21 protein-coding genes and 1 pseudogene are annotated in these 23,797 nt (G+C 44.8%); 10 read left to right on the top strand and 12 right to left on the bottom strand.

Features of this window, described 5'->3' with window-relative positions; all coding sequences use genetic code 11:
• The first annotated feature begins 54 nt into the window (after positions 1-54).
• Entirely contained in the window at positions 55-2,424 is a 2,370-nt protein-coding gene (locus tag BWI96_RS15310; RefSeq protein ID WP_232793755.1) for a gliding motility-associated C-terminal domain-containing protein, read from the top strand.
• Positions 2,425-2,434: 10 nt separating this feature from the next.
• On the top strand, positions 2,435-3,214 hold the full coding sequence (locus BWI96_RS15305; RefSeq protein ID WP_106637427.1) for an amidohydrolase: 780 nt from the start codon (positions 2,435-2,437) through the stop codon (positions 3,212-3,214).
• 186 nt (positions 3,215-3,400) lie between these two features.
• Here BWI96_RS15305 and gatC read toward each other — a convergent pair whose 3' ends face one another.
• Together gatC and BWI96_RS15295 are read right to left on the bottom strand one after the other, a co-directional pair.
• Positions 3,401-3,688 (bottom strand): Asp-tRNA(Asn)/Glu-tRNA(Gln) amidotransferase subunit GatC, encoded by a 288-nt coding sequence (gene gatC, locus BWI96_RS15300; RefSeq protein ID WP_106637426.1) that lies wholly within the window; start codon positions 3,686-3,688, stop codon positions 3,401-3,403.
• 76 nt (positions 3,689-3,764) lie between these two features.
• Positions 3,765-4,550, bottom strand: coding sequence for a 1-acyl-sn-glycerol-3-phosphate acyltransferase (locus BWI96_RS15295; protein WP_106637425.1), 786 nt, complete (start codon positions 4,548-4,550; stop codon positions 3,765-3,767).
• 283 nt (positions 4,551-4,833) lie between these two features.
• Here BWI96_RS15295 and BWI96_RS15290 point away from each other — a divergent pair, with 283 nt between their 5' ends.
• The 6 genes from BWI96_RS15290 (at position 4,834) to BWI96_RS15265 (ending at position 12,060) form a co-directional block, all read left to right on the top strand.
• Positions 4,834-7,467: a valine--tRNA ligase gene (locus tag BWI96_RS15290; protein WP_106637424.1), complete on the top strand. Its 2,634-nt coding sequence runs from the start codon at positions 4,834-4,836 to the stop codon at positions 7,465-7,467.
• A 162-nt stretch (positions 7,468-7,629) separates the two neighbouring features.
• Positions 7,630-8,253: a hypothetical protein gene (locus BWI96_RS15285; RefSeq protein ID WP_106637423.1), complete on the top strand. Its 624-nt coding sequence runs from the start codon at positions 7,630-7,632 to the stop codon at positions 8,251-8,253.
• Positions 8,219-8,923: a YjjG family noncanonical pyrimidine nucleotidase gene (locus BWI96_RS15280; RefSeq protein ID WP_106637422.1), complete on the top strand. Its 705-nt coding sequence runs from the start codon at positions 8,219-8,221 to the stop codon at positions 8,921-8,923. The genes BWI96_RS15285 and BWI96_RS15280 overlap by 35 nt, the downstream gene beginning before the upstream one ends.
• A 13-nt stretch (positions 8,924-8,936) precedes the next feature.
• Positions 8,937-9,635, top strand: a complete 699-nt coding sequence (locus BWI96_RS15275; protein ID WP_106637421.1) for an NUDIX domain-containing protein — start codon at positions 8,937-8,939, stop codon at positions 9,633-9,635.
• A 93-nt stretch (positions 9,636-9,728) separates the two neighbouring features.
• A complete protein-coding gene (gene prs, locus BWI96_RS15270) occupies positions 9,729-10,559 on the top strand; it encodes a ribose-phosphate diphosphokinase (RefSeq protein ID WP_106637420.1) in 831 nt (276 codons plus the stop codon).
• Positions 10,560-10,566: 7 nt separating this feature from the next.
• Positions 10,567-12,060, top strand: coding sequence for a nicotinate phosphoribosyltransferase (locus BWI96_RS15265; RefSeq protein WP_106637419.1), 1,494 nt, complete (start codon positions 10,567-10,569; stop codon positions 12,058-12,060).
• On the opposite strand, the gene BWI96_RS15260 is transcribed toward BWI96_RS15265, so the two are convergent.
• From BWI96_RS15260 to bshA, 8 genes and pseudogenes are all read right to left on the bottom strand, one after another.
• The gene (locus tag BWI96_RS15260; protein WP_106637418.1) at positions 12,057-12,404 is read right to left on the bottom strand and encodes a hypothetical protein; all 348 of its coding nucleotides are present in this window, start codon (positions 12,402-12,404) and stop codon (positions 12,057-12,059) included. The genes BWI96_RS15265 and BWI96_RS15260 overlap by 4 nt on opposite strands.
• On the bottom strand, positions 12,401-13,084 hold the full coding sequence (locus BWI96_RS15255) for a DUF433 domain-containing protein (protein WP_106637417.1): 684 nt from the start codon (positions 13,082-13,084) through the stop codon (positions 12,401-12,403). Before BWI96_RS15255 ends, BWI96_RS15260 begins: the two co-directional genes overlap by 4 nt.
• 51 nt (positions 13,085-13,135) lie before the next feature.
• Complete coding sequence (locus BWI96_RS15250; protein WP_106637416.1) at positions 13,136-14,293, bottom strand: AIR synthase-related protein; 1,158 nt, start codon at positions 14,291-14,293, stop codon at positions 13,136-13,138.
• Positions 14,294-14,825: 532 nt separating this feature from the next.
• Entirely contained in the window at positions 14,826-15,560 is a 735-nt protein-coding gene (gene lptB, locus BWI96_RS15245) for an LPS export ABC transporter ATP-binding protein (RefSeq protein WP_106637415.1), read from the bottom strand.
• A 30-nt stretch (positions 15,561-15,590) separates the two neighbouring features.
• Positions 15,591-17,308 (bottom strand): annotated as a pseudogene (recJ, locus tag BWI96_RS15240) (single-stranded-DNA-specific exonuclease RecJ).
• A 128-nt stretch (positions 17,309-17,436) separates the two neighbouring features.
• Positions 17,437-18,093 (bottom strand): sterol desaturase family protein, encoded by a 657-nt coding sequence (locus BWI96_RS15235; RefSeq protein WP_106637414.1) that lies wholly within the window; start codon positions 18,091-18,093, stop codon positions 17,437-17,439.
• A gap of 92 nt (positions 18,094-18,185) precedes the next feature.
• Positions 18,186-19,523, bottom strand: a complete 1,338-nt coding sequence (locus BWI96_RS15230) for an NAD(P)/FAD-dependent oxidoreductase (protein WP_106637413.1) — start codon at positions 19,521-19,523, stop codon at positions 18,186-18,188.
• Between the two features lie 45 nt (positions 19,524-19,568).
• A complete protein-coding gene (gene bshA / locus BWI96_RS15225) occupies positions 19,569-20,720 on the bottom strand; it encodes an N-acetyl-alpha-D-glucosaminyl L-malate synthase BshA (RefSeq protein WP_106637412.1) in 1,152 nt (383 codons plus the stop codon).
• Between the two features lie 159 nt (positions 20,721-20,879).
• Here bshA and BWI96_RS23395 point away from each other — a divergent pair, with 159 nt between their 5' ends.
• Both BWI96_RS23395 and BWI96_RS23390 read left to right on the top strand, forming a co-directional pair.
• Positions 20,880-21,251 (top strand): UbiA family prenyltransferase, encoded by a 372-nt coding sequence (locus BWI96_RS23395; protein WP_255400701.1) that lies wholly within the window; start codon positions 20,880-20,882, stop codon positions 21,249-21,251.
• The gene (locus BWI96_RS23390) at positions 21,251-21,754 is read left to right on the top strand and encodes a UbiA family prenyltransferase (RefSeq protein ID WP_369804191.1); all 504 of its coding nucleotides are present in this window, start codon (positions 21,251-21,253) and stop codon (positions 21,752-21,754) included. Before BWI96_RS23395 ends, BWI96_RS23390 begins: the two co-directional genes overlap by 1 nt.
• Here the strand turns inward: BWI96_RS23390 and BWI96_RS15215 are convergent.
• Positions 21,751-22,662 (bottom strand): LD-carboxypeptidase, encoded by a 912-nt coding sequence (locus BWI96_RS15215; RefSeq protein ID WP_106637411.1) that lies wholly within the window; start codon positions 22,660-22,662, stop codon positions 21,751-21,753. The genes BWI96_RS23390 and BWI96_RS15215 overlap by 4 nt on opposite strands.
• A gap of 4 nt (positions 22,663-22,666) precedes the next feature.
• On the bottom strand, positions 22,667-23,452 hold the full coding sequence (locus tag BWI96_RS15210; protein ID WP_106637410.1) for an SDR family oxidoreductase: 786 nt from the start codon (positions 23,450-23,452) through the stop codon (positions 22,667-22,669).
• Positions 23,453-23,797: the final 345 nt, after the last annotated feature.

Genomic DNA, 23,797 nt, shown 5'->3' with positions numbered 1-23,797 from the left:
CAATGAAGTCCGGACTGGTAACGTTTTACTGACGCGTTGAACAAACTCGGGCGTATGAAACAATTTTTTATTTTCCTTGGAATAAGTTTACTGTTATGGCTTACGCCGCAGGCCTGGGCCAATCATATCGTGGGTGGTAACTTCGAAATGGTTGCCACGGCATCAACGCCCGGTAAATACAATCTTTACCTGAATCTCTTCTTTGATGAAGTCGGTGGGGTAAATACGGGTAAAGAGCAGTCTATTGTTGTTTCTATTTTTCGGAAAAGTGATAACAATCGTATGCTCAATATCCGAATGTATTTGGAGTCGACAACGCCTTTACAATATACTAATCCGAGCTGTGCAGAAGCCCGTAGTCTGGAAACTTCCATTCTCCGGTATGCGGCCCCGCTGGATCTGTCGCCCGATAATTATGCCGATGCTCAAGGCTATTATGTGGCCTGGGAGCGGTGCTGTCGCAATACCTCAATAGATAATATTCTGACGCCTGGTCGTTCGGGTATTGTTTTCTACCTGGAATTTCCGGCCTTGCGTCTAAATGGACAAAATTTTCTGGATTCTTCGCCTGCATTTGCTCATCCTAACGGCGAATACATTTGCATCAATAGGCCTTTCACGCTCAATTTCGGGGCGACGGATGCTGATGGCGATGAACTACGCTATAGCATGGTTACGCCTTACATGGGTTATTCTTCTCAGGGCCAGCCCAATCCCGCCTTACCGCAATCGAGTCCCTATCCGCCGTTGCAATGGGCGGCGGGATTTAGCGATCAGGCGGCTATTCCGGGAGCTCCGGCTCTGGGAGTAAATGCTTCAACTGGCGTTTTAAGCGTAACAGCTACGCAACGAGGGCTATTTGTGTTTAGCGTTCAGGTGGACGAATACCGTAACGGACAAAAAATTGGCTCCGTCCGGCGGGATTTTCAGCTACTCGTGGTGGACTGCCCAGATAATACTCTGCCCGATCCAGTTATTACGTTGAAGGATAAGCCTAATCAACCCGTAAAAGAATTGGAAATCTGCGAAAATGGCTTTCTGGATTTAACTGCTCAGGAAATGGCGAATGCCTCGTATCAGTGGCAGAAAGACGGTATCAACATTCCGGGAGCAACGACATACACCTATCAGGCCAGTTCGCCAGGCGTGTACAAAATCGTAGTTAGTTCGACTACGGTTTGTGCGGCATCCAAAACTTCGCAATCCGTAACGCTACGCTTAAAAACAGGAGCCAGCCCAGACATTACATCCAATGTCCCACTGCCGGGCTGCGAATCTCAACCTATCGTACTTTCAACCGTCAGGGGAAATTACACATATGCTTGGTCAAAAGATGGACAGGCTCTTTCACAGACCACCTCATCTCTCCCGATTAATGAATCAGGTTTATATGCTGTGAGAGTCCAGAATCTGGATGACCTCTGTTATTACACACCGTCAAAACAAGTCGAAATTTACCCAACGCCTAACGCGGAATATAGCAGTTTGCCCGGCTCTGGTCAGTTCTGCGTTTCTGATTCGGTGGCTTTGGTTGCGGTAACAGGATCGGGTTATACCTACCAATGGTTTTTAAACGGTCAGCCCATTGCGGGAGCTACTCAGAACCAGTATGTCGTGAAAGCTTCTGGAAACTACTCATTTGAAGTTAAAATCGGATCCTGTTCGGCTACTTCTACAGTGTTTCCGGTCAATCTTTATCCCGAACCTACAGTTAGTATGCAGGCCATTCCACTGATTTGCCAAGTCAATGGTGCACGGATACTCCTGAATGGTAGCCCCGTAGGAGGTGTTTTTTCGGGGCGTGGCGTGGTAGGTAATGAATTTATTCCTTCTCAGTCGGGCGTAGGTTCTTTTCCAGTTACGTATACGGTCACTAATTCGTACGGCTGTAAAGCTTCGGCTGAGCAAATCGCTGTGGTCGCTTCGGCTCCCACGGTATTGCTGCCTAATGAGGTAGGAATCATTCGGGGGAATTCCATCATACTTCAGCCTCAAACGCAGGACAATCTGTTGTATGAGTGGACACCACCCACGTACCTAAGTTCTACAACGGTCAAGAATCCGACTGCCTCCCCCCTTCAAACGACGAAGTATACCCTTAAAGTAACGGGAGCCTCGGGTTGTGCGGTTGAGGACCAGATCTTAGTTACGGTGTGGGAACCCATTACTATTCCCAATGGTATTACCCCAAACGGTGATGGCAAGAATGATACATGGGAAATGCCGGGCATTGAATATTACCCCGATGCCGAAGTACAGATTTTTAATCGCTGGGGTACGGAGTTGTTTTTTTCCAAAGGCTACCGCACTACTTTTGACGGAACCTACCAGGGAAAAAAATTGCCTGTTGCCACTTATTATTACGTCATTAAGCCCAATAATGGTCGCCCGACGATCAGCGGCTCACTAACGATTGTGTATTAATTTCTGTTTTATGACTGCTCCTCTTACCGTTACGCTCGTTCAGGCGGATTTGCATTGGGAAAACCCCACGGCCAATAGGGCGATGTTCGAAGAAATGCTTTCTGAACTAACCGAACCTACGGACTTGATTGTTTTGCCCGAAATGTTCACCACGGGTTTCACCATGAATCCGGCCCCAGTGGCGGAGGTCATGAACCTGACAACAACTCGCTGGATGAAGCAAATAGCTGCTCAGTATCAGGCGGTGGTAACGGGAAGTTTTGTAGTGCAGGAAAATGGGAAGTATTATAACCGTCTGGTCTGGATGCAGCCCGATGGAACGTATGATTACTACGACAAGCGGCACTTGTTCCGCATGGGTAATGAACACGAAGTCTACACAGCAGGTAATCGACGGATTATCAAAAACTGGAAAGGCTGGAATATCTGCCCGCTGATTTGTTATGATCTGCGATTTCCGGTATGGAGTCGAAATGTGGATAACCAGTATGACGTATTGATTTATACTGCCAATTGGCCCGCCGTTCGGGAATCCGTGTGGAAAAGTCTGTTAACGGCCCGGGCCATTGAAAATCAGTGCTATGTAGTCGGAGTTAACCGCATTGGTGAAGATGGTAACGGTTTGGCTCACTCGGGAGCATCTGGATTAATTAACTCCCGTGGGGAGTGGATAAGTTATCCACAATCCAATGCACTTATCCACACTCACACGATCAACTACGAAGAGTTATCCACGTTTCGGGAAAGGTTTCCGGTATCGCTGGATGGTGATAAGTTCCAGATTTTTTGAATGTAAAGACGCGACTTTGGACTAGCCCCAAGAAGTTGGACGGTTGTTTTACGCCATGGTTGGTGTCCTCACCAACCATTATGCTTAGTAATGGCTGGTGAGGACACCAGCCATGGGAGGAAACGTTATTAATAACAAACCGCCTCTACCCAGACGCGATGAAGTCGCGTCTCTACAATTGTTCGGTTATTCCAATACTTTTGGTACCCGAAAGTAGTTTTCATCCCGCTTGGGGGCATTCCGTAAGCCTTGCTCATGCGTAATGGTTTGCAGAGCTTTATCTTCCCGTAAAGCATTCACTTCCAGTGTCATGTGCGTTAAGGGTTCCACATTGGAAGTGTCTAGCTCATTCAATTGTTCCATCCAGGTTAATACACTGCTTAGAGTATTAGTCAGCTTTTCTTCCTCCTCAGGAATGATGCTTAAACGGGCCAGCTTGGCAATTTTATGAAGGGTATCTTTTTCGACCTGCATGCTAGTGTTTGGGTTTAGGGTTGGGGGTTTAGAGTTTTCAACGTCTTTGCAATAGTCCGTGGTAGCAAAAAATACGCTAAATCACCGTCAGTCGTTTGAATTCATTTTGGTGGGCCTTTGGATTAGCGGTGTATTCGTCCAAGGTTTTTTGGATGATATCAAATACCTGCTGCCGTAAGTTTTCCACATCTGCCTCTGTCATCCCTTTTGTTTCGATGGGTTTATGAATCACCGCTTTCACCGACCCGGGGTACAGACGCATGTTTTTCTTATCGGGTAATAACTGATAGTTGTTCAGTAAAGAAATCGGAATCAAAGGTACCTGCTCCCGAATCGCCATGCGAAAGGCTCCATCCTTAAAGGAAGGATGCATTTGCGGTGGATTACTCGTGCGGATACCTCCTTCGGGGTAAATCACCATGCTTCTCCCCGACTCCAGTGCCCGATACGATCGCTGTAAAGATTTCGAACGACTTTTGGGATCATTGCGGTCTACCTGAATGTGGAGTTTCGAAAACATATAGCCAAACAAAGGAGCTTTCTTCAAGACATCTTTTCCCAGAAAAGCGAAATACGTATCCACAATCAACATCATAGAGGCTACATCCAGGTATGAAAAGTGATTCGCCGCAAAAACATACGCCTGATTGGGATCGGGTTTCCCTGCTTCATAACGCACCCGAATAGGCATTCCGACCAGCGGAAAAAATAAATGAGCCCACACCCGATTACACCGGTGAGCCATGGGTTTCCAGGCTTCTTTTTGTAGAAAGATAAACTGAAACGGAAATATCAACAGGAACGTAAATACAAACCAGAAGGCCGCCCAAATGGAATAAACATTCACGAAAAAACGACTCATGTGGCGTTGAAACTAGGTAAATGAATGGTTAGGTGCTCTCATGACTGGGGTTCAGCCACGGGCTAGTTCACAAAAATAATGCATCTGCCTTCAAATCACGTTTTTCCGAACTAGGGATTGTATAAAATGTGTTATGATTTTAATGTTACCCGAAGCTATAGTAACTGTTTCTATTCCGCTGGTAGTGGGTCAAATACGCTAGCTATTACCGCCACGGCTTTCTATTACCTATCTTTGCATTCCAATTTCTGTTTAGGGCGATTTTCCCCGAAAGATGACTACCATGAGCACGATTTCTAAAACGTATTCACCCAACGAGGTTGAAGACAAGTGGTATGCCTACTGGCTCCAGCACAAGCTTTTTGCGTCCAAGCCTAATCCTGAAAAAGAGCCTTATACGGTCGTGATTCCTCCACCAAACGTCACTGGCGTTTTGCACATGGGTCACATGCTTAACAATACCATTCAGGATATTCTGGTCCGCAAAGCTCGCATGGAAGGCAAAGAGGCGGTGTGGGTAGCCGGTACGGATCATGCTTCCATTGCTACGGAAGCGAAAGTCGTTGCCATGCTCAAGGAGCGGGGAATTGCCAAGACGGATCTCAGCCGCGATGAATTTCTTTCCTATGCGTTTGAGTGGAAGGACAAATACGGCGGTATTATTCTCGAGCAATTAAAAAAACTCGGAGCTTCCTGTGATTGGGATCGTACGCGGTTTACCATGGATGAGAAGTATTACGAGTCGGTAATTGACGTTTTCGTTCGTTTGTATAATAAAGGCCTGATTTACCGTGGTGTTCGGATGGTAAACTGGGACCCTCAGGGAAAAACGGCCTTATCGGATGAAGAGGTAATCTTCAAGGAAGTACAATCGAAGTTTGTTCACATTCAGTATCCCGTTGTGGGTGAAGAAGGCACTTCTATTACCATTGCCACCGTTCGTCCCGAGACGATCATGGCTGATGCGGCCATCTGCGTTCACCCTGATGATGAGCGTTATACGCACCTGCACGGCAAGAAAGTTCGCATTCCTTTGATTGACCGCGAAATTCCGATCATTCTGGATGAATACGTAACGATGGATTTCGGAACGGGAGCTTTAAAAGTAACGCCCGCCCACGATTTAAATGACTACGAACTCGGTCAGAAACACCGTCTGCCCGTCATTGATATTCTTAGTGACGACGGAACGCTCAACGAAAAAGCTCAGCTCTTCGTAGGGATGGATCGTTTTGCGGCCCGCAAAGCCATTATCAAGGAACTCGAAGAAAAGGGTTACCTGGAGAAAATCGAAGAGTATAAATCCAACGTAGGAACGTCCGAACGAACGGGTGCGGTAATCGAACCTAAACTGTCAATGCAGTGGTGGTTGAAAATGGACGACATGGCCAAACCAGCCTTGGATTCCGTCATGAACGATGAAGTAGCCCTGATTCCGGCCAAGTTTAAGAATACCTACCGGGTGTGGATGGAGAATATCCGCGACTGGTGTATTTCTCGTCAGCTTTGGTGGGGGCAGCAGATTCCGGCGTTCTACTTACAGGATGGTACCATCATCGTAGCCAAAAATAAACGCGAAGCTCTGCGGAAAGCTCAGCACGAAATGCAGCTTTTTGCTCTTACGGAACAGGATTTAGAGCAAGATCCCGATGTACTGGATACCTGGTTCTCGTCCTGGCTATGGCCTTTTGGTGTATTTGATGCTTTATCAGACCCTGATAACAAGGATATTAAATTCTATTACCCCACCAGCGATCTGGTTACGGGCCCCGACATTCTATTCTTCTGGGTAGCCCGGATGATCATGGCGGGTTATGAGTTCATGGGCGAGCGTCCGTTCAAAAACGTTTACCTGACGGGTATTGTACGCGATGCGAAAGGTCGGAAGATGTCCAAATCGCTGGGGAACTCCCCTGATCCGCTGGATTTGATTGCCAAATTCGGTGCTGATGGCGTTCGGACAGGTCTGTTATTCTCAGCTCCGGCGGGTAACGATTTGTTATTCGATGAAAAGCTTTGCGAACAGGGCCGGAATTTCTGTAATAAAGTATGGAATGCCTTCCGTCTGATTAAAGGCTGGGAAATTTCTACGGAATCAGCTCCCGCTTCGAATCAACAAGCCTTTGCCTGGTTTGAGTCAAAGTTGAACGCAACGCTGGCCGAAATTCTGGATCATTTTAGCAAATTTCGTATTTCGGACGCTCTGCATGCCGCTTATAAGCTGATCTGGGATGAATTCTGCTCGAACTATCTGGAGATTATCAAGCCTGAGTTCGGTAAGCCCATTGATGCAGAAACTTATGAAACGACCGTTGCTTTCTTCGAAAAACTAATGGCCCTGATGCACCCCTTCATGCCATTTATTACCGAAGAAATCTGGCAAAGTCTGCGGGAACGTGCCGAAGGAGAAAGCCTTTGCCGAACGGATTACCCCACCGTAGGTGCTATTGATCCAGCCATTGTAGCAGATTTTGATACGCTTTTTGAAGTAGTAACCAAAGTCCGGGAAACCCGTAACTCAAAAGGTCTTTCGCCGAAAGAAACCTTACCTCTTGCCGTTCGTACGGAGCATGGGGATCGGTATCAGAAGATTGACCCCATTATTCAGAAATTAGCAAATACCACTCCCATAGAATTCGTAACTGAAGATGTGGCAGGCGTTTCACCATTTCTGATTAAAACTGATAAAATCTTCATCGCTCTAGGGGAGAAAATCGACGTTGAAGCCGAACGCGAACGATTAACTAAGGAAATCGAGTATAACGAAGGTTTTATGAAATCGGTGGATGCCAAGCTTTCCAATGAACGTTTCGTCGCGAATGCAAAACCGGAAATTGTAGAAAAAGAACGTCAGAAAAAAGCAGATGCAGAGTCGAAAATCGTGGCTCTTCGTGAAGCATTGGCAAATCTTTCCTAGTGATTGGTTGATAGTTAGTAGTTCATAGGTTTGCATCCCGGAAGGTTAACCTTCCGGGATGTTTATTTTTATCCATACTCCTCCCCAAACCATCAACTCACTTGCCGCGGCATTACTTTTATAGGATAGATTAGTAAGGCTAAAACCATAGTCCATTCATCAATGATCAAATACCGCTTATACCCCACCCTCATTCAGACATTTTCGCTGTTTCATCACGAAGCACGAAATGCAAATGGAGAGTTATACGTAAGCGAACAGGAGTTACTGGATCGGATTAATCGGGTTCCGCAACCAACCACGCCTGCTCAACAGCGAGGGGTTAATTTCGAAACAGCCCTGATTTCTGGTCGTGGTGAAGAACAGTTTCCAACGGAGATTATTCAAACCATGCGGAAGCAGTTACCCATGCGGTATAAAACCCAGTTTTTCGTTCGCACAGCTATTAAAGACGTGGAGTTCTACGGCATGGTGGATGTGGTTGGGGGTGATCGGGCGATTGACATTAAAACCACCGCCCGTTATCAGGCTCCCAAGTTTGCTCACCATTTTCAAAACTTATATCTCTTCGGGCTGAAGAGCTGGAATATTAAGCAACTGGATTATTTGATTACTGATTTCCAGAACGTGTACACCGAAAGTTACCATTACGATTCCTACGATTTTCAGCCTTTACTGGATGAGTTGGAATTATTTACCGAGTTTTTAGAACAACACCGTAAGCAGATTACGGATAAGAAAATATTTAACAATGCCCAGAACGGCTTACAAACATCTCTTTTTTGACCTCGACCATACTCTCTGGGATTTTGAGCGAAATACGAACGAAACGCTGGTAGAATTATTCGAAGCATTTGATCTTCATAAACGCGGTATTCCCACGGCTCAGGCTTTTCAGGAAACGTTCCATAAGGTAAATGCCGAGCTATGGCATTTGCATGACAGTCGCCAGATTTCGCAGGAAGAGCTGCGTTACCGTCGTTTCAGACAGGTAATCAATCAGCTGGGCTGTGAAGAAGATAACAGTTGTGACGAATGGAGTGAATGGTATTTATCCCGTTGCCCCTACAAACCCCATTTATTGCCCGGGGCACTGGAGTTACTTGATTACCTGGCTCCCCGGTATGAAATGCACATCATTACCAATGGTTTTGGTGATGTACAGTACACCAAAATGGACAATAGTGGTTTAACGGGTTATTTCAGAGAAGTGGTAACCAGCAAAACGGCTAATGCTAAGAAACCCGAACCCGCCATGTTTCACTTTGCGATGGAAAAAGCGGGATGCATCGCAGGCGATGCCCTAATGATTGGAGACAACCCCGAAGCCGATGTAGCCGGAGCATTAGGAGTTGGCATGCACGCGGCGTATTTTCGTCCCGAGCAATCGCTCTACCCACCCTGCGAAGCTACCTATCAACTGCGTTCATTACTGGAGCTGAAGCAGTGGTTATAATGCTATTGATTTCATGGCCGATTCTTTCCAATACCCCGACCCAACTATTCGTCTGACGGTTGATGCCGTTGTTTTTGGCTATCATTCCGAGCAATTACACGTCTTATTAATTCGTCGGAAATATGAGCCTTTTATTAATCAATGGGCTTTACCCGGCGGCTTTGTGACGGAACAGGAAAGTCTCGAACAGGCCGTAGAACGCGAGCTTTCGGAAGAAACGGGTTTAACTATTAGTTACCTTGAACAGCTTTTCAGCTTCGGAAATCCTCAAAGAGATCCTCGCTTTCGAGTTGTTTCGGTGGCCTATATGGCTATCATTCGTTCGGGAAATCATGAGCTTCGAGCTTCCACTGACGCAATAGATGCTCAATGGTTTGACGTTAACCAATTGCCATCCCTAGCTTTTGATCATGCTCAGATTCTGGAAAAAGCCATCCAGCGTCTTCGCTCCAAACTGCGTTACCAACCCATTGGCTTTGATTTATTACCCGAAAAATTCCTCTTCGGAGAGTTGGAAAAACTCTACAGTATCATTCTTAACCAGCCTTTGGATCGCCGAAACTTTCGAAAAAAGATGCTTAGCTTCGGAATTTTAGAAGAACTATCTAATAAAGTTTCTGAAGGTCGTGGTCGCCCGGCTTCCCTTTATCGCTTTGATACTACTCGTTATCAGGAACTTGAGCTTAATGGATTCTATTTTGACATTCCCTAGGATTTTATTTTGCGTAATTTTTACACAAATATTTAGCATTTTTCTTGCAGAGCTTATTTACCGTATTCATATTTGCGTAAAATAAACGCAAATATGAAAGTCATTAATCTTGATCAAACCTTTCAGCCTTACGGTTCTGGCCTTGCTTATGCAGCATTTACTTTTAATGGTGGTGAACCTCATATTCGTTTACTGGAACCCGTAACGAACGAATCGGTGCTGATTACCACTCGGGTTCGAAGCTTTAATGATATGGGTTTATTAATTGTTGCCGTAGATGCTCTGCGGCGAGCGGGCGTAACCGACTTATCTTTATTTCTACCCTATTTTCCCGCCGCCCGCCAGGATCGCTGCATGCAACAAGGCGAAGCTCTAACTGTAAAAGTCTACGCAGATTTGATTAATAACCTCAACTTTAAGGAAGTAACTATTTTCGATCCTCACTCAGACGTTACTCCAGCCTTGTTAGATCGGGTAAAAGTGATGACCAATGAGGCTTTTGTTGAGCAATGTATAGCTTCTCTAACCTCGTACGTACTGGTTTCTCCCGATGCTGGAGCCTTAAAAAAGACGTATAAAATAGCCCAGCATTTGGGCGTAGATTACATCGAGTGCAGTAAAAAGCGTAATCCAGCCAACGGTCAACTTAGCGATGTCCACATTTACGCTCCGCCTCTGCAAGGGCAGACCTGCGTGGTAGTCGATGACATTTGTGACGGCGGAGCAACGTTTCTGCAATTAGCTAGGGCTTTACGCCAGCAGGGAGCGGGTTCGTTAATTCTGGTGGTAAATCATGGCATTTTCAGCCAGGGATTTGAAGCGTTGAAAACCTATTACGATCAAATATTCAGCACCGATTCCTTCCAGACTTTCGCGACTCCTGAGCTTACTCAAATCTCCCTTTCTTCAACGCTTCTTAACTAATACAACCATGAATCCTATTCATCTTTCTGACGGATATAAAGTAGATCACCGTAGTCAATACCCTACTGATACCGAATTGGTTTACAGCAATTTAACTCCTCGAAAAAGCCGACTTGATGGTTTTGATACCGTCGTTTTCTTCGGCATGCAATACTTTATCAAGAAATATTTGATGGAAGAATTTAACGAACAATTCTTTCAAAAGCCGAAAGCAGAAGTACTACGAAAATACCAGAGACGTATCGAAAATTACCTAGGCAAAGGAGCTGTTACTTTCGATCATATCGAAGCCCTGCACGACTTGGGTTACTTACCACTGGAAATTCGGGCCTTACCCGAGGGAACACTTACGCCTTTCCGGGTTCCAATGTTTACGATTCAGAATACGAAGCCTGAATTCTTCTGGTTAACCAATTTCCTTGAAACCCTATTATCCTGTATTCTGTGGTTACCCTGCACCAGTGCGACCACTGCTTTCCATTACCGAACCCTTCTGGAACAATACGCGGCAAAGACGGGCGGCGATACTTCTTTCGTTCCCTGGCAGGGGCATGATTTCAGTTTTCGGGGTATGGCTGGCCTGGAAGCGGCAGAAATGAGCGGAGCAGCTCATCTACTGAGCTTTACAGGAACCGATACCATTCCAGCCATCGACTTTCTAGAAACCTATTATTTAGCAAATGTGGACCGGGAACTAGTGGGCGGCAGTGTCCCAGCTACTGAACATAGCGTCATGTGTATGGGTACGCAAAGTGGAGAAATTGATACCTTCAAACGGCTCATTAACGATATTTATCCACAAGGCGTCGTAAGTATCGTTAGTGACACTTGGGATTTTTGGCAAGTAATCACGGAATTCATGCCTCGGCTTAAAAGAGACATCATTAGTCGAAATGGAAAAGTAGTTATTCGCCCCGACAGCGGCGATCCAGTAAAAATTCTATGTGGTGACCCCCAAGCAGAGCCGGGGACACCAGAATACAAAGGGGCCGTCGAATGCCTTTGGGAAACATTTGGAGGAAACATAACCGAAAAAGGGTTTCGCCTCTTGGATCCGCATATCGGACTGATTTACGGGGACAGTATCACGCTGGAGCGTTGTCAGACCATTTGTCAGCAACTGGCGGATAAGGGATTTGCCAGTACCAACGTTGTCTTCGGTATCGGCAGTTATACTTATCAATACGTTACCCGCGATACCTTCGGTTTTGCAATGAAAGCGACCTATGGGGTAGTGAAGGGGGAAGGTCGGGCCATTTTTAAAGATCCCAAAACCGATGATGGCACTAAACGCAGTGCTAAAGGACTAATCAAAGTAACGGGAGAAAACGGAATGGTAACAGGCTTGGTGGATCAGGTCAGTGCAGAAGAAGCCATGACGGGCTTACTAGAAACCATTTACAAAAACGGCCAATTGCTGAAAGAACAGAGCTTGCAGGAAATTCGATTACGATTGGATCAGCAACGGGAAAAACAGCAGTTAATCCAGCACTATTGCTAAGCAAGATTCCGTAAACGACTCGCATTCAGATCACACCGATAGATAAAGGATTCCGTTTGCTTACGGCATTTCTTAATAACCTCAGCCCATTTTCGCTGACGCACTTCAGGCTCGTCCAGATACCAGACGCCTTCTACGGGTAGTGAAACAAAAACCACGTTCAGCCCTAATCCGACGAAAACAGCTTTTAAAGAAGAAGTCCGATGGACGTTTAACTCGGGATAAATGATCAACCCCTTGACTTTAGCCAGCGAATCCTCATTGCGAAGAATGCTTAGTTTTTGTTCTTCCATAAAATGAGCCGGAAAGAACGGTACTAAATTCTCATCAAGGTAGACCTTCATTGAATGGGACGGTTAATAAAATACAAGGCTTCTTCTACCTGCTGAGGAGTAATCTGATACAGAGAGGCAATGGTACTTTCTTCTTCGCCGCCCAGATGAATCCGATGTAAGGTTTCAGCCAGAATGTTGGTTCCCTGAATAATAGGTTGACCAAACTGTTTCTGGGGATCAATCACTACGGAGCGATCTTTTCCCAACGGCCAGAACTTCGCGGCGACTTTATCGGTATCAAATTCAATTTTACGGCAGAAACCTTCCATTACTTCTTTGATCTCGTATTGGAGCCGGGCATCTGCCGTAATTAGTATCTCATTACCTATTTCGACGAATAAAGTCTTACTATCGGTTAACAAAAACGAAGAAGCGAAGGGAAATGGCGTTTGTAAAAGCTTGGAACTGACTTCGTGGGCCTGTAAAATCTTAGCCGTTGAAATACCCAGTTCCCGCAATTTAAAAAACACGTAAAACTCAATCAGGGTCTGAAAGTTCACCACCCGCTCGCGGCCCTTACCCCAGGAATAAGAAACCTTGGTCGTGTTGGATAATCGTCCATTCCAAAATTCATCCAGCCAGCGACGCACGCGGGTGAGCGGTAATCTCAGAATCTGAGCGACATCCGGCACGGTATAAATTCCCATGTCCAGAGCGGGCTCTATGGATTGAATTTCTTCTGCTTGCATTGGTGCTGTGGTACTTTACGCGTCTTCTCTGCCGTCGTGTTGCTTACTTCGCTAGTAAACAAACTCGCCAAATTCACTCTTCACCGTTACTCGTTTTCCTTCAAACGCTTCCACCCGGCCAATCACCTGAGCTTCGATACCGAAAGACTGGGCAATCTCAATCACTCGCTGAGCCTGAGCTTCGGGCAGATACACTTCCAAACGGTGCCCCATGTTAAAGACTTTATACATCTCCGACCAGGCCGTTCCGCTTTCCTGCTGGATCATTTTAAACAGCGGAGGAATTGGGAAAAGGTTATCCTTGATAATATGAACATTATCAACGAAATGTAACACCTTCGTCTGAGCTCCACCGGAGCAATGCACCATGCCATTTGGGCGAATTTCTGCCAATAAAGCCTTGACAAACGGTGCATAGGTACGTGTAGGCGAAAGGATTAACTGCCCTACGTTTAAAGACGTACCTTCCACGGGTTCCGTTAATTTTTTAGAACCACTATAAATCAGATCCGAAGGAACTTCGGGATCAAAACTTTCGGGATATAAAGCCGCCAGATATTTATCCAGTACATCGTGACGAGCAGAGGTAAGGCCATTAGAGCCCATACCGCCGTTATATTGATCTTCGTAGTTCGACTGTCCAAATGAAGCCAACCCTACGACAACATCACCCGCCTGAATAGTATCGTTAGAAATCACATCGGAACGCTTCATCCGGGCCACCACAGTACTATTCACGGTAATGGTCCGAACCAGATCGCCTACGTCAGCGGTTTCGCCGCCTGTAGAGTAAATCTCAACGCCGTTTTCACGAAGCATGGCTAATACCTCTTCGGTACCATTAATAATCTGAGCAATTACTTCGCCGGGAATCCGGTTTTTATTTCGGTCAATGGAACTGGAAAGCAGAATAGGACCCGTGCAACCTACGCAAAGCAAGTCATCGGTATTCATTACGATGGAGTCCTGAGCGATACCCTTCCAGACCGAGATGTCTCCGGTTTCTTTCCAGTATAAATAAGCCAAGGAAGTTTTTGTACCCGCACCATCGGCGTGCATGATGGTACAATACTCGGGATCGCCCGTAAGTGTATCGGGAACGATCTTACAAAAAGCTTTAGGAAAAAGGCCTTTGTCGAGAGCGGCAATAGCCTGATGAACGTCTTCTTTGGAGGCCGAAACGCCCCGCTGTGCATAGCGATCTTGCATGGTGCAAAGGTAGGGCGATTTTGTGAAATGTGCCTAGCGTTTGGGCTTTTGAGTTTGGAGTTTTATAGGCAGAAGGTATTCTTCAAAAATTAGTTGAACTGAATTACCTTTTTCAGTACCATTATTGCTCTTGAGGGTTAATAACAATGGATGGGCTTTGAATAAATGCTGCCAGGCTTTCTGCTGGTGTTAAAGGGAGGACGGTTTTGTCTTTTATCTTGTCTGTGTGTTCTTGTGTTACTTTAAGGTAGTGTAGCTAGTGATACCAGTGAAAAATCTGGCCTCAGATACATAGGTAATTCCGTTTTCATTATCTACTGGACTTTGCGTAGACACTGCCAGCTTTTCTGCTGGTAATAAAGAGTTAGCCCTTGTGTTCTTGGCTTATTTTAAGGTAACATAACTAGTGATGCCAGCGGAAAAGCTGGCATCGGATACTCACAAGATTCGCTTAAATTTAGTAAGGTCTCTCCGTATGGTCGATGCCATCTTTTCCGCTGGCATTGCTTCATATGCTGAATAAGATAATTTCTTAAATCTTTCGCTTTAATTCGAAGTGCTTTCCTAAGTAAACCCGACGGACCACTGGATCAGCGGCTAGTTCTTCTGGCGTACCCGAACGAAGGATTTTTCCTTCGAACAATAAATAGGCCCGATCAGTGATGGATAAGGTTTCATCCACGTTGTGATCCGTGATTAATATCCCAATGTTGCGGTATTTTAACTTCGCTACAATTCCCTGAATCTCTTCTACAGCAATGGGGTCTACTCCGGCGAAGGGTTCATCCAGCAGAATGAATTTAGGATCTACCGCTAAGCTTCGGGCAATTTCAGTCCGGCGACGTTCTCCTCCAGATAGTACCTGCCCTTTATTTTTTCGAACGTGCGTCAAGCTCAATTCTTCGAGTAGCGATTCCATTTTCTCGTGCCGCTCGGCTTTGTTCATACCACCTCGAAGTTCCAGCACGGCCAGAATATTCTCTTCTACCGTCAGACTACGGAAAACGGAAGCCTCCTGAGCCAGGTAACCCACCCCCAGACGAGCCCGTTTGTACATCGGGAGATTGGTTACATCCAGATTATCCAGATATACTTTTCCACTGTTAGGTTTTACCAGACCCGTGGCCATGTAGAAAGACGTCGTCTTTCCAGCTCCGTTAGGACCTAACAAACCGACAATTTCTCCCTGAGCCACCTGATAACTCACATTATCATTGACAAGCCGCTGTCCGTATTTCTTAATCAGGTTTTCTGTGCGAAGAATCATTTTCGTATATCTAAGCTATTGGGCTACCCCTTACTTGCTGAATTTTATATCTTTAATCTGTAACTGTAAAGTTCGTTTCCCTTGAAATTCGTTGATTTCTACTTGATAGCATAAATCAAAGGGACGACCCGTTAGCAATTTCTCGTAAAAGTGTGCCATTCCAAAACCAATACAGGAAAAGATCTGTGATCCGCTTTGACGTACATCCATTTTCAAATGCTTCTCTTTCAGGATTCTCGGCGTACCGTATAGCTGAACCTGTTCGGCTACAAACACCGGCGTCATATTTTCGGGTCCGAAAGGCCCCATTTGACTAATAATACCGTAAAACTTATCACTAATGGCCGAAAGAGGTAATTTCATATCCACGTCTACCAGTGGACTTAGATGCTCCTCCTGAATTTTTCGCGAAACCACTTCTTCAAAACGCCGTTGGAAAGCAGGAACGTTTTCCACTTTCAGAGTTAAACCAGCCGCGTACATATGCCCGCCGTATTGTTCGAGTAAATCCGAGCAGGCTTCAATGGCTTCATACACGTCAAAACCCGGTACTGAACGAGCCGAACCCGCCGCCTTTTCATTGGATTCAGTCAGGATAATCGTAGGTCGATAATACTGTTCAATACATCGGCTCGCTACGATTCCTACTACTCCTTTATTCCAGTCATTCTTAAATAATACCGTAGACTTTGCTGATTTTAACCAATCATCTGTTTCAATCATCGTCAGGGCTTCCTGCGTGATTCGGGTATCAAACTGGCGACGGTCGGTATTATGAGTATTAATAATTCGGGCAAATTCTTCGGCTTCGTTTTCGTCCTCACACAGCAAAAGATTAACAGCATCATACGCATGCTTGATACGGCCTGCCGCATTAATCCGGGGGCTAATTCCAAACACAACGTTGGTAATATCCAGTGGGGGCTTGAGCGATGCGACTTAATGAGCGTTCGTAAGCCCGTTCGGGGAGCTGCGTTCAGCTGTTTTAATCCGTAATGAGCCAGAATTCGATTTTCTCCGGTAATGGGTACGATGTCCGCTGCGATACTAATAGCCAATAAATCCAGGTATTCAAACAAGCCCTCTGTGGGGATTTGATGGTATTGATTATACGCCTGTAATAACTTGAATCCAACGCCACATCCTGTTAATTCCTTGAATGGGTACGGACAATCTACCCGTTTGGGATCCAGCACAGCTTCTGCCTCAGGAATAACTTCACCCGGACGGTGGTGATCGCAGATGATAAAATCAATGCCTAAATTCTTAGCTTCCGCCACCAAGTCCACCGATTTGATCCCGCAGTCCAGTGTTACAATGAGCGTAAAGCCATTTTCGGCAGCGTAAGTAATTCCAGTCTTTTGAACGCCGTAGCCCTCTTTGTAACGATCCGGAATGTAAAATTCCAGATGATCGTAGAAGGTTTTCAGATACCCATAGAATAAGGCTACGGATGTAGTTCCATCTACATCATAATCGCCGTAAATTAGAATTTTTTCGCCCCGATTTAGAGCCAGTGTTAATCGCTCTACCGCCCGATCCATGTCTTTCATTAACATCGGATCGTGTAATTCGCTGAGCTGAGGTCTGAAAAATGATTTCGCACTATCAAATTCCCGAATGTTCCGCTGCCAGAGCAACGTAGCTAAAAAAGAATTTACATTAATCGCCTGAGCCAACGACTCGACGGTTTGTTTATCTTCAGAAGTTTCCGGGAGTTTCTGATAGGACCAACGCTTCTCAACCATACGTACAAAATAACGAAGAAACCAGACGGCAATCGTGCCTTTTAGAAATTTTAAGCCGTCTACTAAATAGCAAAACGAGTCGCTCTGGGAAAGAACGACTCGTTACTTATGAAAAGTTCAGGAAATGCTTAAAGCGTTTCCATCGCCTTACTTGTATCTTTCTTTTGATGCTTATCGTCCATGGTATTAAACACATAATCCCACAGGGGCGAAGAAACGCCAAAAACCACGTTACCATCTTTATAGTGGTGAATAGCGTGGTTAATCCACAAATGCTTCAGAAAATTTTTGGGAGGAGCATACGCGTGAACGCAGTAATGCACTAACAGATACCCTGCATAACCCCAGATGAATCCGGGGAAAAAGGCGTAGGCCGCTTCACCCATAATCAGGAAGAAAATCAGGAATAAGGTTCCGGCAATGATGGCTGCCAGAATCGGAGGCATAGCCAGGCGGCTTTTATCTTTTGGGTATTCGTGATGAACCCCGTGCGTGGTATACTGAAACTTCGCCCGAGCCGGGGTAGTTGGCTCAATGTGGTACACACTACGGTGCATCCAGTATTCAACAAAAGTAAAGGCAATTACGCCCGTGAAGAACAAAATGCCGATAGCCCAATTGGATAAATCCGTGTGGGTAAATGCATACCAGCCTAAAACGCCTCCAAGAATGAAGAACATGGAGACTGGAATGGAAATGTGCGTTCTGGATAAAGCTTCCAGAATTGGATTGTCGAAGAGTTGTTTACTGCCGTTGTTTTTCGGCTTAATTTTCTGTGGTTCCATGGCTACACAAAGACTAAATGGTGTAGAAAAATGTAGTACTATTACTAGCAAAGGTACGGCCAAAAGCCCTTTTTTCTACCGTAAATTTCGAATTATGAGGGATTGATCGGTGTAGGCTCGGCTTCCTGGGGCTGGGATTTCACGTCAGGCTCCTTCGATCGGATGATTAATCGTAGCGATTGATCGTAGGTAATGTAATTCCAAACCCAGTTGATAAGAATCATAAGTCGGTTTTTAACGCCTACGATGGACATTAAGTGAACAAACATCCAGGTTAACCACGCCAAAAATCCCTGAAATTTCCAGAAGGGTAAATCCACTACCGCCAGATTCCGTCCCACCGTCGCCATTGAGCCTAAATCTTTGTATTTATAAGGCTTCAAGGGTTCTTTTTTTAATAGCCTTACCAGATTATCACCCAAGAGTTTTCCCTGTTGAATGGCAGGCTGAGCCAACTGTGGGTGACCATTAGGAAATTTATCATCACCAGAAACCAAAGCAATGTCACCAATGGCAAAAATAGTATCGTAACCTTCTACCTGACAAAATTCGTTGGTCTTCATCCGACCACCTCTCCCTAAAACCTCACTGGGAATTCCTTCAAAAGTCGCTGCTTTTACTCCCGCCGTCCAGACCAGGTTATCCGTTCGGAGTTTGTTACCGTCAAGTAAATACACAAATTTTCCATCAAAATCAGTAACCCGGTTATTAAGCATGACATTAATACCCAATTTCCTCAGATACTGCTCCGATTTGACCTGAGATTCCCGCGACATCGGTCCAAGTAACTCAGCTCCTGATTCCACCAGGTAAATCTGCATTTGCCGGAAATCCAGTTCTGGATAATCCTTCGGCAAAATATGCATTTTCATTTCCGCCAGCGTTCCGGATAATTCCACACCTGTAGGTCCGCCCCCCACGACGACGACATTCATTAACCCCTGCCGTTCGTCCATGTCATCTGAAATCAAAGCCCGTTCGAAGTTTTCCAGCATGCGATTTCGCAGAGCCAGAGCTTCTCCCACAGATTTCATAGGTAAGGCCCGTTCAATGATATTCTTCATCCCGAAAAAATTCGTCTCCGCTCCCGCCGCAATCACGAGGTAATCGTAACTGATGTCACCCATGGTTGACGTATGCACCAGCCGATGGTCAGTATCAATATGTTCAACCTGCGTAACCCGAATATGAACATTGGCCAGGCTCTGAAATACTTTTCGCAAAGGAAAAGCAATAGAACTAGGCTCCAGCCCCGCCATGGCTACCTGATAAAACAGTGGCTGAAACTGATGGAAATTATTCTTATCCAGTAAAACGGTTTGTATGTCGGTGTATTTGGCTAGTTTACGAGCCAGGGCCAAGCCACCAAAGCCAGCACCGATGATTACTACCCGTTTTTGGGAAGTCTTGGGAATACCTGAATAATGCATACGCTTATAGGTTGAAAAAGATACTGTTAATCAGGGCTTATTCCACTATTTAGCTACCTCATACCCCGATACACTGGTTTGCTTAAGAATCTTTTCGTAGAAAAATTCATACCGCGGAAGAATAATATTAATGTCAAATTCTTTCGCTCGAGCCAAGGCATTAGCTCTGAAAATGGGTAATTGATCATCCTGCAGAATAATGGCTGCTTTTTCAGCCATATCTTCGTAATCACCAATAGCTGAAAGAAAGCCCGTTTTTCCCGGAATATTTACTTCAGGAATGCCTCCGGCATCAGAAGAAATAACCGGCACTTCACAAGCCATGGCTTCCAGTGCAGCCAAGCCAAAACTTTCTTTTTCGGACGGCATGACAAATATATCGGCAATGGAAAGCACTTCTTCAATGGCGTCAAGCTTACCCAAGAAACGGACATCTGCACTAATGCCCAGATCACGGGACAGTTTTTCCAAGCCTACCCGCTCGGGACCATCCCCAATTAATAATAACTTTACACAGGTCTGTTTCCGCAGAATAGCAAACATTTGAAGGATGTCTTCAATGCGTTTTACTTTCCGGAAATTAGAGGTGTGCACTAATATTTTTTCGCCATTGGGAGCAATAGCGGTCTTGAAGTGATCTTTTTTCTGCTTGCGGAAACGCTCCAGGTCAATAAAGTTAGGAATTACTTCAATATCCCGTTCAATAGGGAACTGATCGTAAGTATCCTGCTTTAAACTTTCAGAAACCGTTGTAACACCGTCTGAAGCATTAATACTGAAGGTTACTACGGGCTCAAAAGAGGGATCTTTACCAACTAAAGTAATGTCTGTTCCATGCAGGGTAGTAATGATAGGAATATGAATGCCTTGCGTTTTCAGGATTTGTTTGGCCATATAGGCCGCCGAAGCATGCGGAATAGCATAATGCACATGTAGCAAATCCAGGTTATGATTTTTGACCACTTCAACCATTTTACTGGAAAGGGCCAATTCATAGGGCGGGTGCTGAAAAAGAGGATACGAGGGAATAAAAACTTCGTGATAAAAGACGTTTTCATTGAAGAAATCTAACCTCGGGGGCTGGCTGTAGGTAATGAAGTGAACGCGATGCCCATTTTTGGCGAGTGCTTTTCCTAACTCAGTGGCTACTACTCCGCTTCCACCGAAGGTTGGATAGCACACAATGCCGATATTCATAGTGATAACATTTAGTCAGAGCTACAACAGAATGATTTAAGGGTTGGTTTCGTAGAAGCAAACTCTCGTCTATTAATTTTGAATCCACATTGGATAGTTTTTAAGCTACTTGTTTCCGTATCAAAAGGTTATCCTGAATTATTACAAGCGACTCGCGGTATGCGTCATAAACCCAAACCTACTAATAATCAAATTGTTGGTGGATTCCTGCGTCTGGTTCGTTGGCCAAATTTACTCATTCTGGCCATTACCCAATATTTAGTATATGCCTGTTTAATTCACCCGGAAACAGCCTGGTATGAAGGCTTTCGGGATAAACATTTATTCTGGTTAATCTTCTCTACTACCTGTATTGCGGCGGCGGGTTACATCATCAATGACTATTATGACATTAAAATTGACCTAATTAACAAACCCGATCAGGTTATCATTGGCCGTTATTTGAAAAGACGCTGGGCTATGGGCATTAACCTTTTTCTCAATTTCATGGGAATTGCTGCGGGAGGTTTAGTAGATAAAAAGGTTTTTTAATCAATACCTGTGCGTTCTTTTTCCTCTGGATTTACTCGAATCACCTCAAACGATTACCTTTCTGGGGTAACCTTATGGTCGCCTTTTTGACGGCTCTTTCTTTGATCATTCTGGCCGTGCACTATCAGATTAATGAACGTGAAGTATATATCTATGCCCTATTTGCTTTTGCCATTTCATTGATCCGGGAAATCATTAAAGACATGGAAGATGTGAAAGGAGACGCAAGCTTTGGTTGTCAAACTTTACCCATCCGCTGGGGATTGGTACGTACGAAGTATTTTCTGCTGGGCTTGATTGCTTTGTTTCTTTTTACACTTTTTTCCATGACTAAGCCGTTGCATGCTCCTACGCTGGCTTATATTTTCATGATTATCTCTATTCCAATCCTCTTTGTAGCATACCGGCTTTTCTACGCTGATACCAAGCAGGATTTCGCCTTCCTGAGCTCTCTTTGTAAATACATCATGATGGCGGGCGTATTAACGATGTTACTCGTTTAAAACTTTAGCTCAACAGAATTTTCATTAACACCAAACTGAACTGGTCGACCCACGGGCATCGCCAGATTTCTAGCTTCATGACCGATTGCAACGCCAAAAGCGATGGGATAATCATATTCCTGGGTCCAATGACGAATGATCTCGTAGGGGGTCATTCCAAAATCTTCAGCATTATCTTTCATATCTGAAAAACTGCCGATCAATAATCCTTTCAGTTGATCCAGTTTGCCAGCTCGCTTAAGCTGAACCATTAATCGATCCACCGAATAATGGTATTCATCGACATCTTCCAGAAATAATATCTTTCCTGCCGTATCCACGTCCGACTTTGAACCAATCAGGTGAGCTAATAGGCATAGGTTTCCTCCAAATAAAATCCCATCGGCATTCCCGACTCGATTAAGCGTATGCGGCTCAAACTGATAACTAGTAAGTTCTCCAAATAATACCTTGCGAAGCGACTCCAATGATGATCCCGTTTCATCCTGGAAAAACGTTTTAGGCATAGGTCCGTGAATACTTTGAATACCCAAGGTCAATGCATGGGACAAAACCGCAGTAATATCCGAAAAGCCAATGATCCATTTGGGATCATTTTTGAATCGGGTGAAGTCAACTTTGTCCAGGTAACGTGAAGAACCATACCCCCCACGAGCAGAGAAAATGGCTTTGATAGAAGAATCATCTAGAAACGTTTGAAAATCGTTCTGACGAATGGAATCAGTACCGGCGAAAGCAAACCATTCTTCATGTAAAGACTGGCCTGTTACAACTTCTACCCCCCATTGATGAAGAAGCTCTAGGGCTGGTTTAATGTAAACATCATTATCGATCTTACTAGCCAAACCAGTAATGGCAACCTTGTCTCCCCTTTTTAAGAAGGTAGGTTGGACGAAATCCTGTAACATAATTTTATAAACAGCCTAAACGACCACCGTCTACGGGCAGGTTAATTCCATTAATATAAGAAGCGGCAGGCGTACATAAAAAGGCGGCAGCGGCTCCAAATTCTTCAGGCGTACCAATCCGGCGAGCTGGAATTTCGTCGGCCATCTGTTGCCGAACTTCTTCTTCTGATTTACCAGTAGTCTGAGCTTTTGTTTTAATAATGGAAGCAAGGCGGCCTGTATCTGTCGATCCGGGAAGAACATTGTTAACCGTAATACCATACGGCCCTAGCTCATTAGCCAAAGTTTTTGACCAGTTAGCCACAGCAGCCCGAATGGTATTAGATACACCTAATCCTTCAAGTGGACTTTTAACAGAAGTAGAAATAATATTGATAATGCGACCATATCCTGATTGCTTCATACCGGGTACTAATAATTGCGTCAGTAACTGGTTGCAAATAACATGAGCAGAAAACGCTTTCTGAAGATCCTCTGGAGAAGCATTAAGCAAGGGACCTCCAGCAGGGCCACCCGTATTGTTAATAAGAATATGAAAAGAAGACGTTTGGAGATAACTCTTAACTACACTTTCTACTTGTAAATGATCAGAAAAATCAGCTACTAAATAAGTATGCGTTTGCTCACCGGAATTAGGTAAAAGTAAAACCTTTGACTGAAGACTTTTTTCATTACGAGCAATAAGGGTAACATTAGCTCCGAGTAAAGCCAATTCTACAGCAGTAGCCCAGCCGAGTCCTTGAGTGCTACCTCCAACCAAGGCATTTTTTCCAGTAAGATCTAAATTCATAACAATCCATTTTTGACAAGATTATGAATTTAAAAGAAAGAGTCCTAAAGGATAATGGAATAAAAGAACTTTTAATTACTGAATAGACTGAGGTAAAATACTAAGTATATGCTTTAAGAGTTATTAGATTGTATATGGATGGACTGGTATTTCGCAAGCAGTAAGTATGGGCAGTGAAATAAGGTAATTATACTCCAGCGGGAGTAACAGTTATAAGATAGAAGCAGCTAGGCTAGGAGTAAAAGTAAAAACGACTCCTGCATCCCGGCAGGAGTCGTTAGAATATAAGGGGGAGGCGATTACCTACTTTCCCGGGGGTAAACCCAGTATCATCGGCGGAGCGGG

Source organism: Siphonobacter sp. SORGH_AS_0500, from assembly GCF_002838835.1.
Classification (GTDB): domain Bacteria; phylum Bacteroidota; class Bacteroidia; order Cytophagales; family Spirosomataceae; genus Siphonobacter.
The sequence above is the reverse complement of the archived record's forward strand: the minus strand, read 5'-3'. Positions and strand labels throughout refer to the sequence as shown.

Bases quoted from the DNA above. Each gene is read 5' to 3' on its own strand.
- BWI96_RS15310 (WP_232793755.1), top strand. From the start codon at position 55: ATGAAACAATTTTTTATTTTCCTTGGAATAAGTTTACTGTTATGGCTT.
- BWI96_RS15305 (WP_106637427.1), top strand. From the start codon at position 2,435: ATGACTGCTCCTCTTACCGTTACGCTCGTTCAGGCGGATTTGCATTGG.
- gatC (WP_106637426.1), bottom strand. From the start codon at position 3,688: ATGCAGGTCGAAAAAGATACCCTTCATAAAATTGCCAAGCTGGCCCGT.
- BWI96_RS15295 (WP_106637425.1), bottom strand. From the start codon at position 4,550: ATGAGTCGTTTTTTCGTGAATGTTTATTCCATTTGGGCGGCCTTCTGG.
- BWI96_RS15290 (WP_106637424.1), top strand. From the start codon at position 4,834: ATGAGCACGATTTCTAAAACGTATTCACCCAACGAGGTTGAAGACAAG.
- BWI96_RS15285 (WP_106637423.1), top strand. From the start codon at position 7,630: ATGATCAAATACCGCTTATACCCCACCCTCATTCAGACATTTTCGCTG.
- BWI96_RS15280 (WP_106637422.1), top strand. From the start codon at position 8,219: ATGCCCAGAACGGCTTACAAACATCTCTTTTTTGACCTCGACCATACT.
- BWI96_RS15275 (WP_106637421.1), top strand. From the start codon at position 8,937: ATGGCCGATTCTTTCCAATACCCCGACCCAACTATTCGTCTGACGGTT.
- prs (WP_106637420.1), top strand. From the start codon at position 9,729: ATGAAAGTCATTAATCTTGATCAAACCTTTCAGCCTTACGGTTCTGGC.
- BWI96_RS15265 (WP_106637419.1), top strand. From the start codon at position 10,567: ATGAATCCTATTCATCTTTCTGACGGATATAAAGTAGATCACCGTAGT.
- BWI96_RS15260 (WP_106637418.1), bottom strand. From the start codon at position 12,404: ATGAAGGTCTACCTTGATGAGAATTTAGTACCGTTCTTTCCGGCTCAT.
- BWI96_RS15255 (WP_106637417.1), bottom strand. From the start codon at position 13,084: ATGCAAGCAGAAGAAATTCAATCCATAGAGCCCGCTCTGGACATGGGA.
- BWI96_RS15250 (WP_106637416.1), bottom strand. From the start codon at position 14,293: ATGCAAGATCGCTATGCACAGCGGGGCGTTTCGGCCTCCAAAGAAGAC.
- lptB (WP_106637415.1), bottom strand. From the start codon at position 15,560: ATGATTCTTCGCACAGAAAACCTGATTAAGAAATACGGACAGCGGCTT.
- BWI96_RS15235 (WP_106637414.1), bottom strand. From the start codon at position 18,093: ATGGAACCACAGAAAATTAAGCCGAAAAACAACGGCAGTAAACAACTC.
- BWI96_RS15230 (WP_106637413.1), bottom strand. From the start codon at position 19,523: ATGCATTATTCAGGTATTCCCAAGACTTCCCAAAAACGGGTAGTAATC.
- bshA (WP_106637412.1), bottom strand. From the start codon at position 20,720: ATGAATATCGGCATTGTGTGCTATCCAACCTTCGGTGGAAGCGGAGTA.
- BWI96_RS23395 (WP_255400701.1), top strand. From the start codon at position 20,880: ATGCGTCATAAACCCAAACCTACTAATAATCAAATTGTTGGTGGATTC.
- BWI96_RS15215 (WP_106637411.1), bottom strand. From the start codon at position 22,662: ATGTTACAGGATTTCGTCCAACCTACCTTCTTAAAAAGGGGAGACAAG.
- BWI96_RS15210 (WP_106637410.1), bottom strand. From the start codon at position 23,452: ATGAATTTAGATCTTACTGGAAAAAATGCCTTGGTTGGAGGTAGCACT.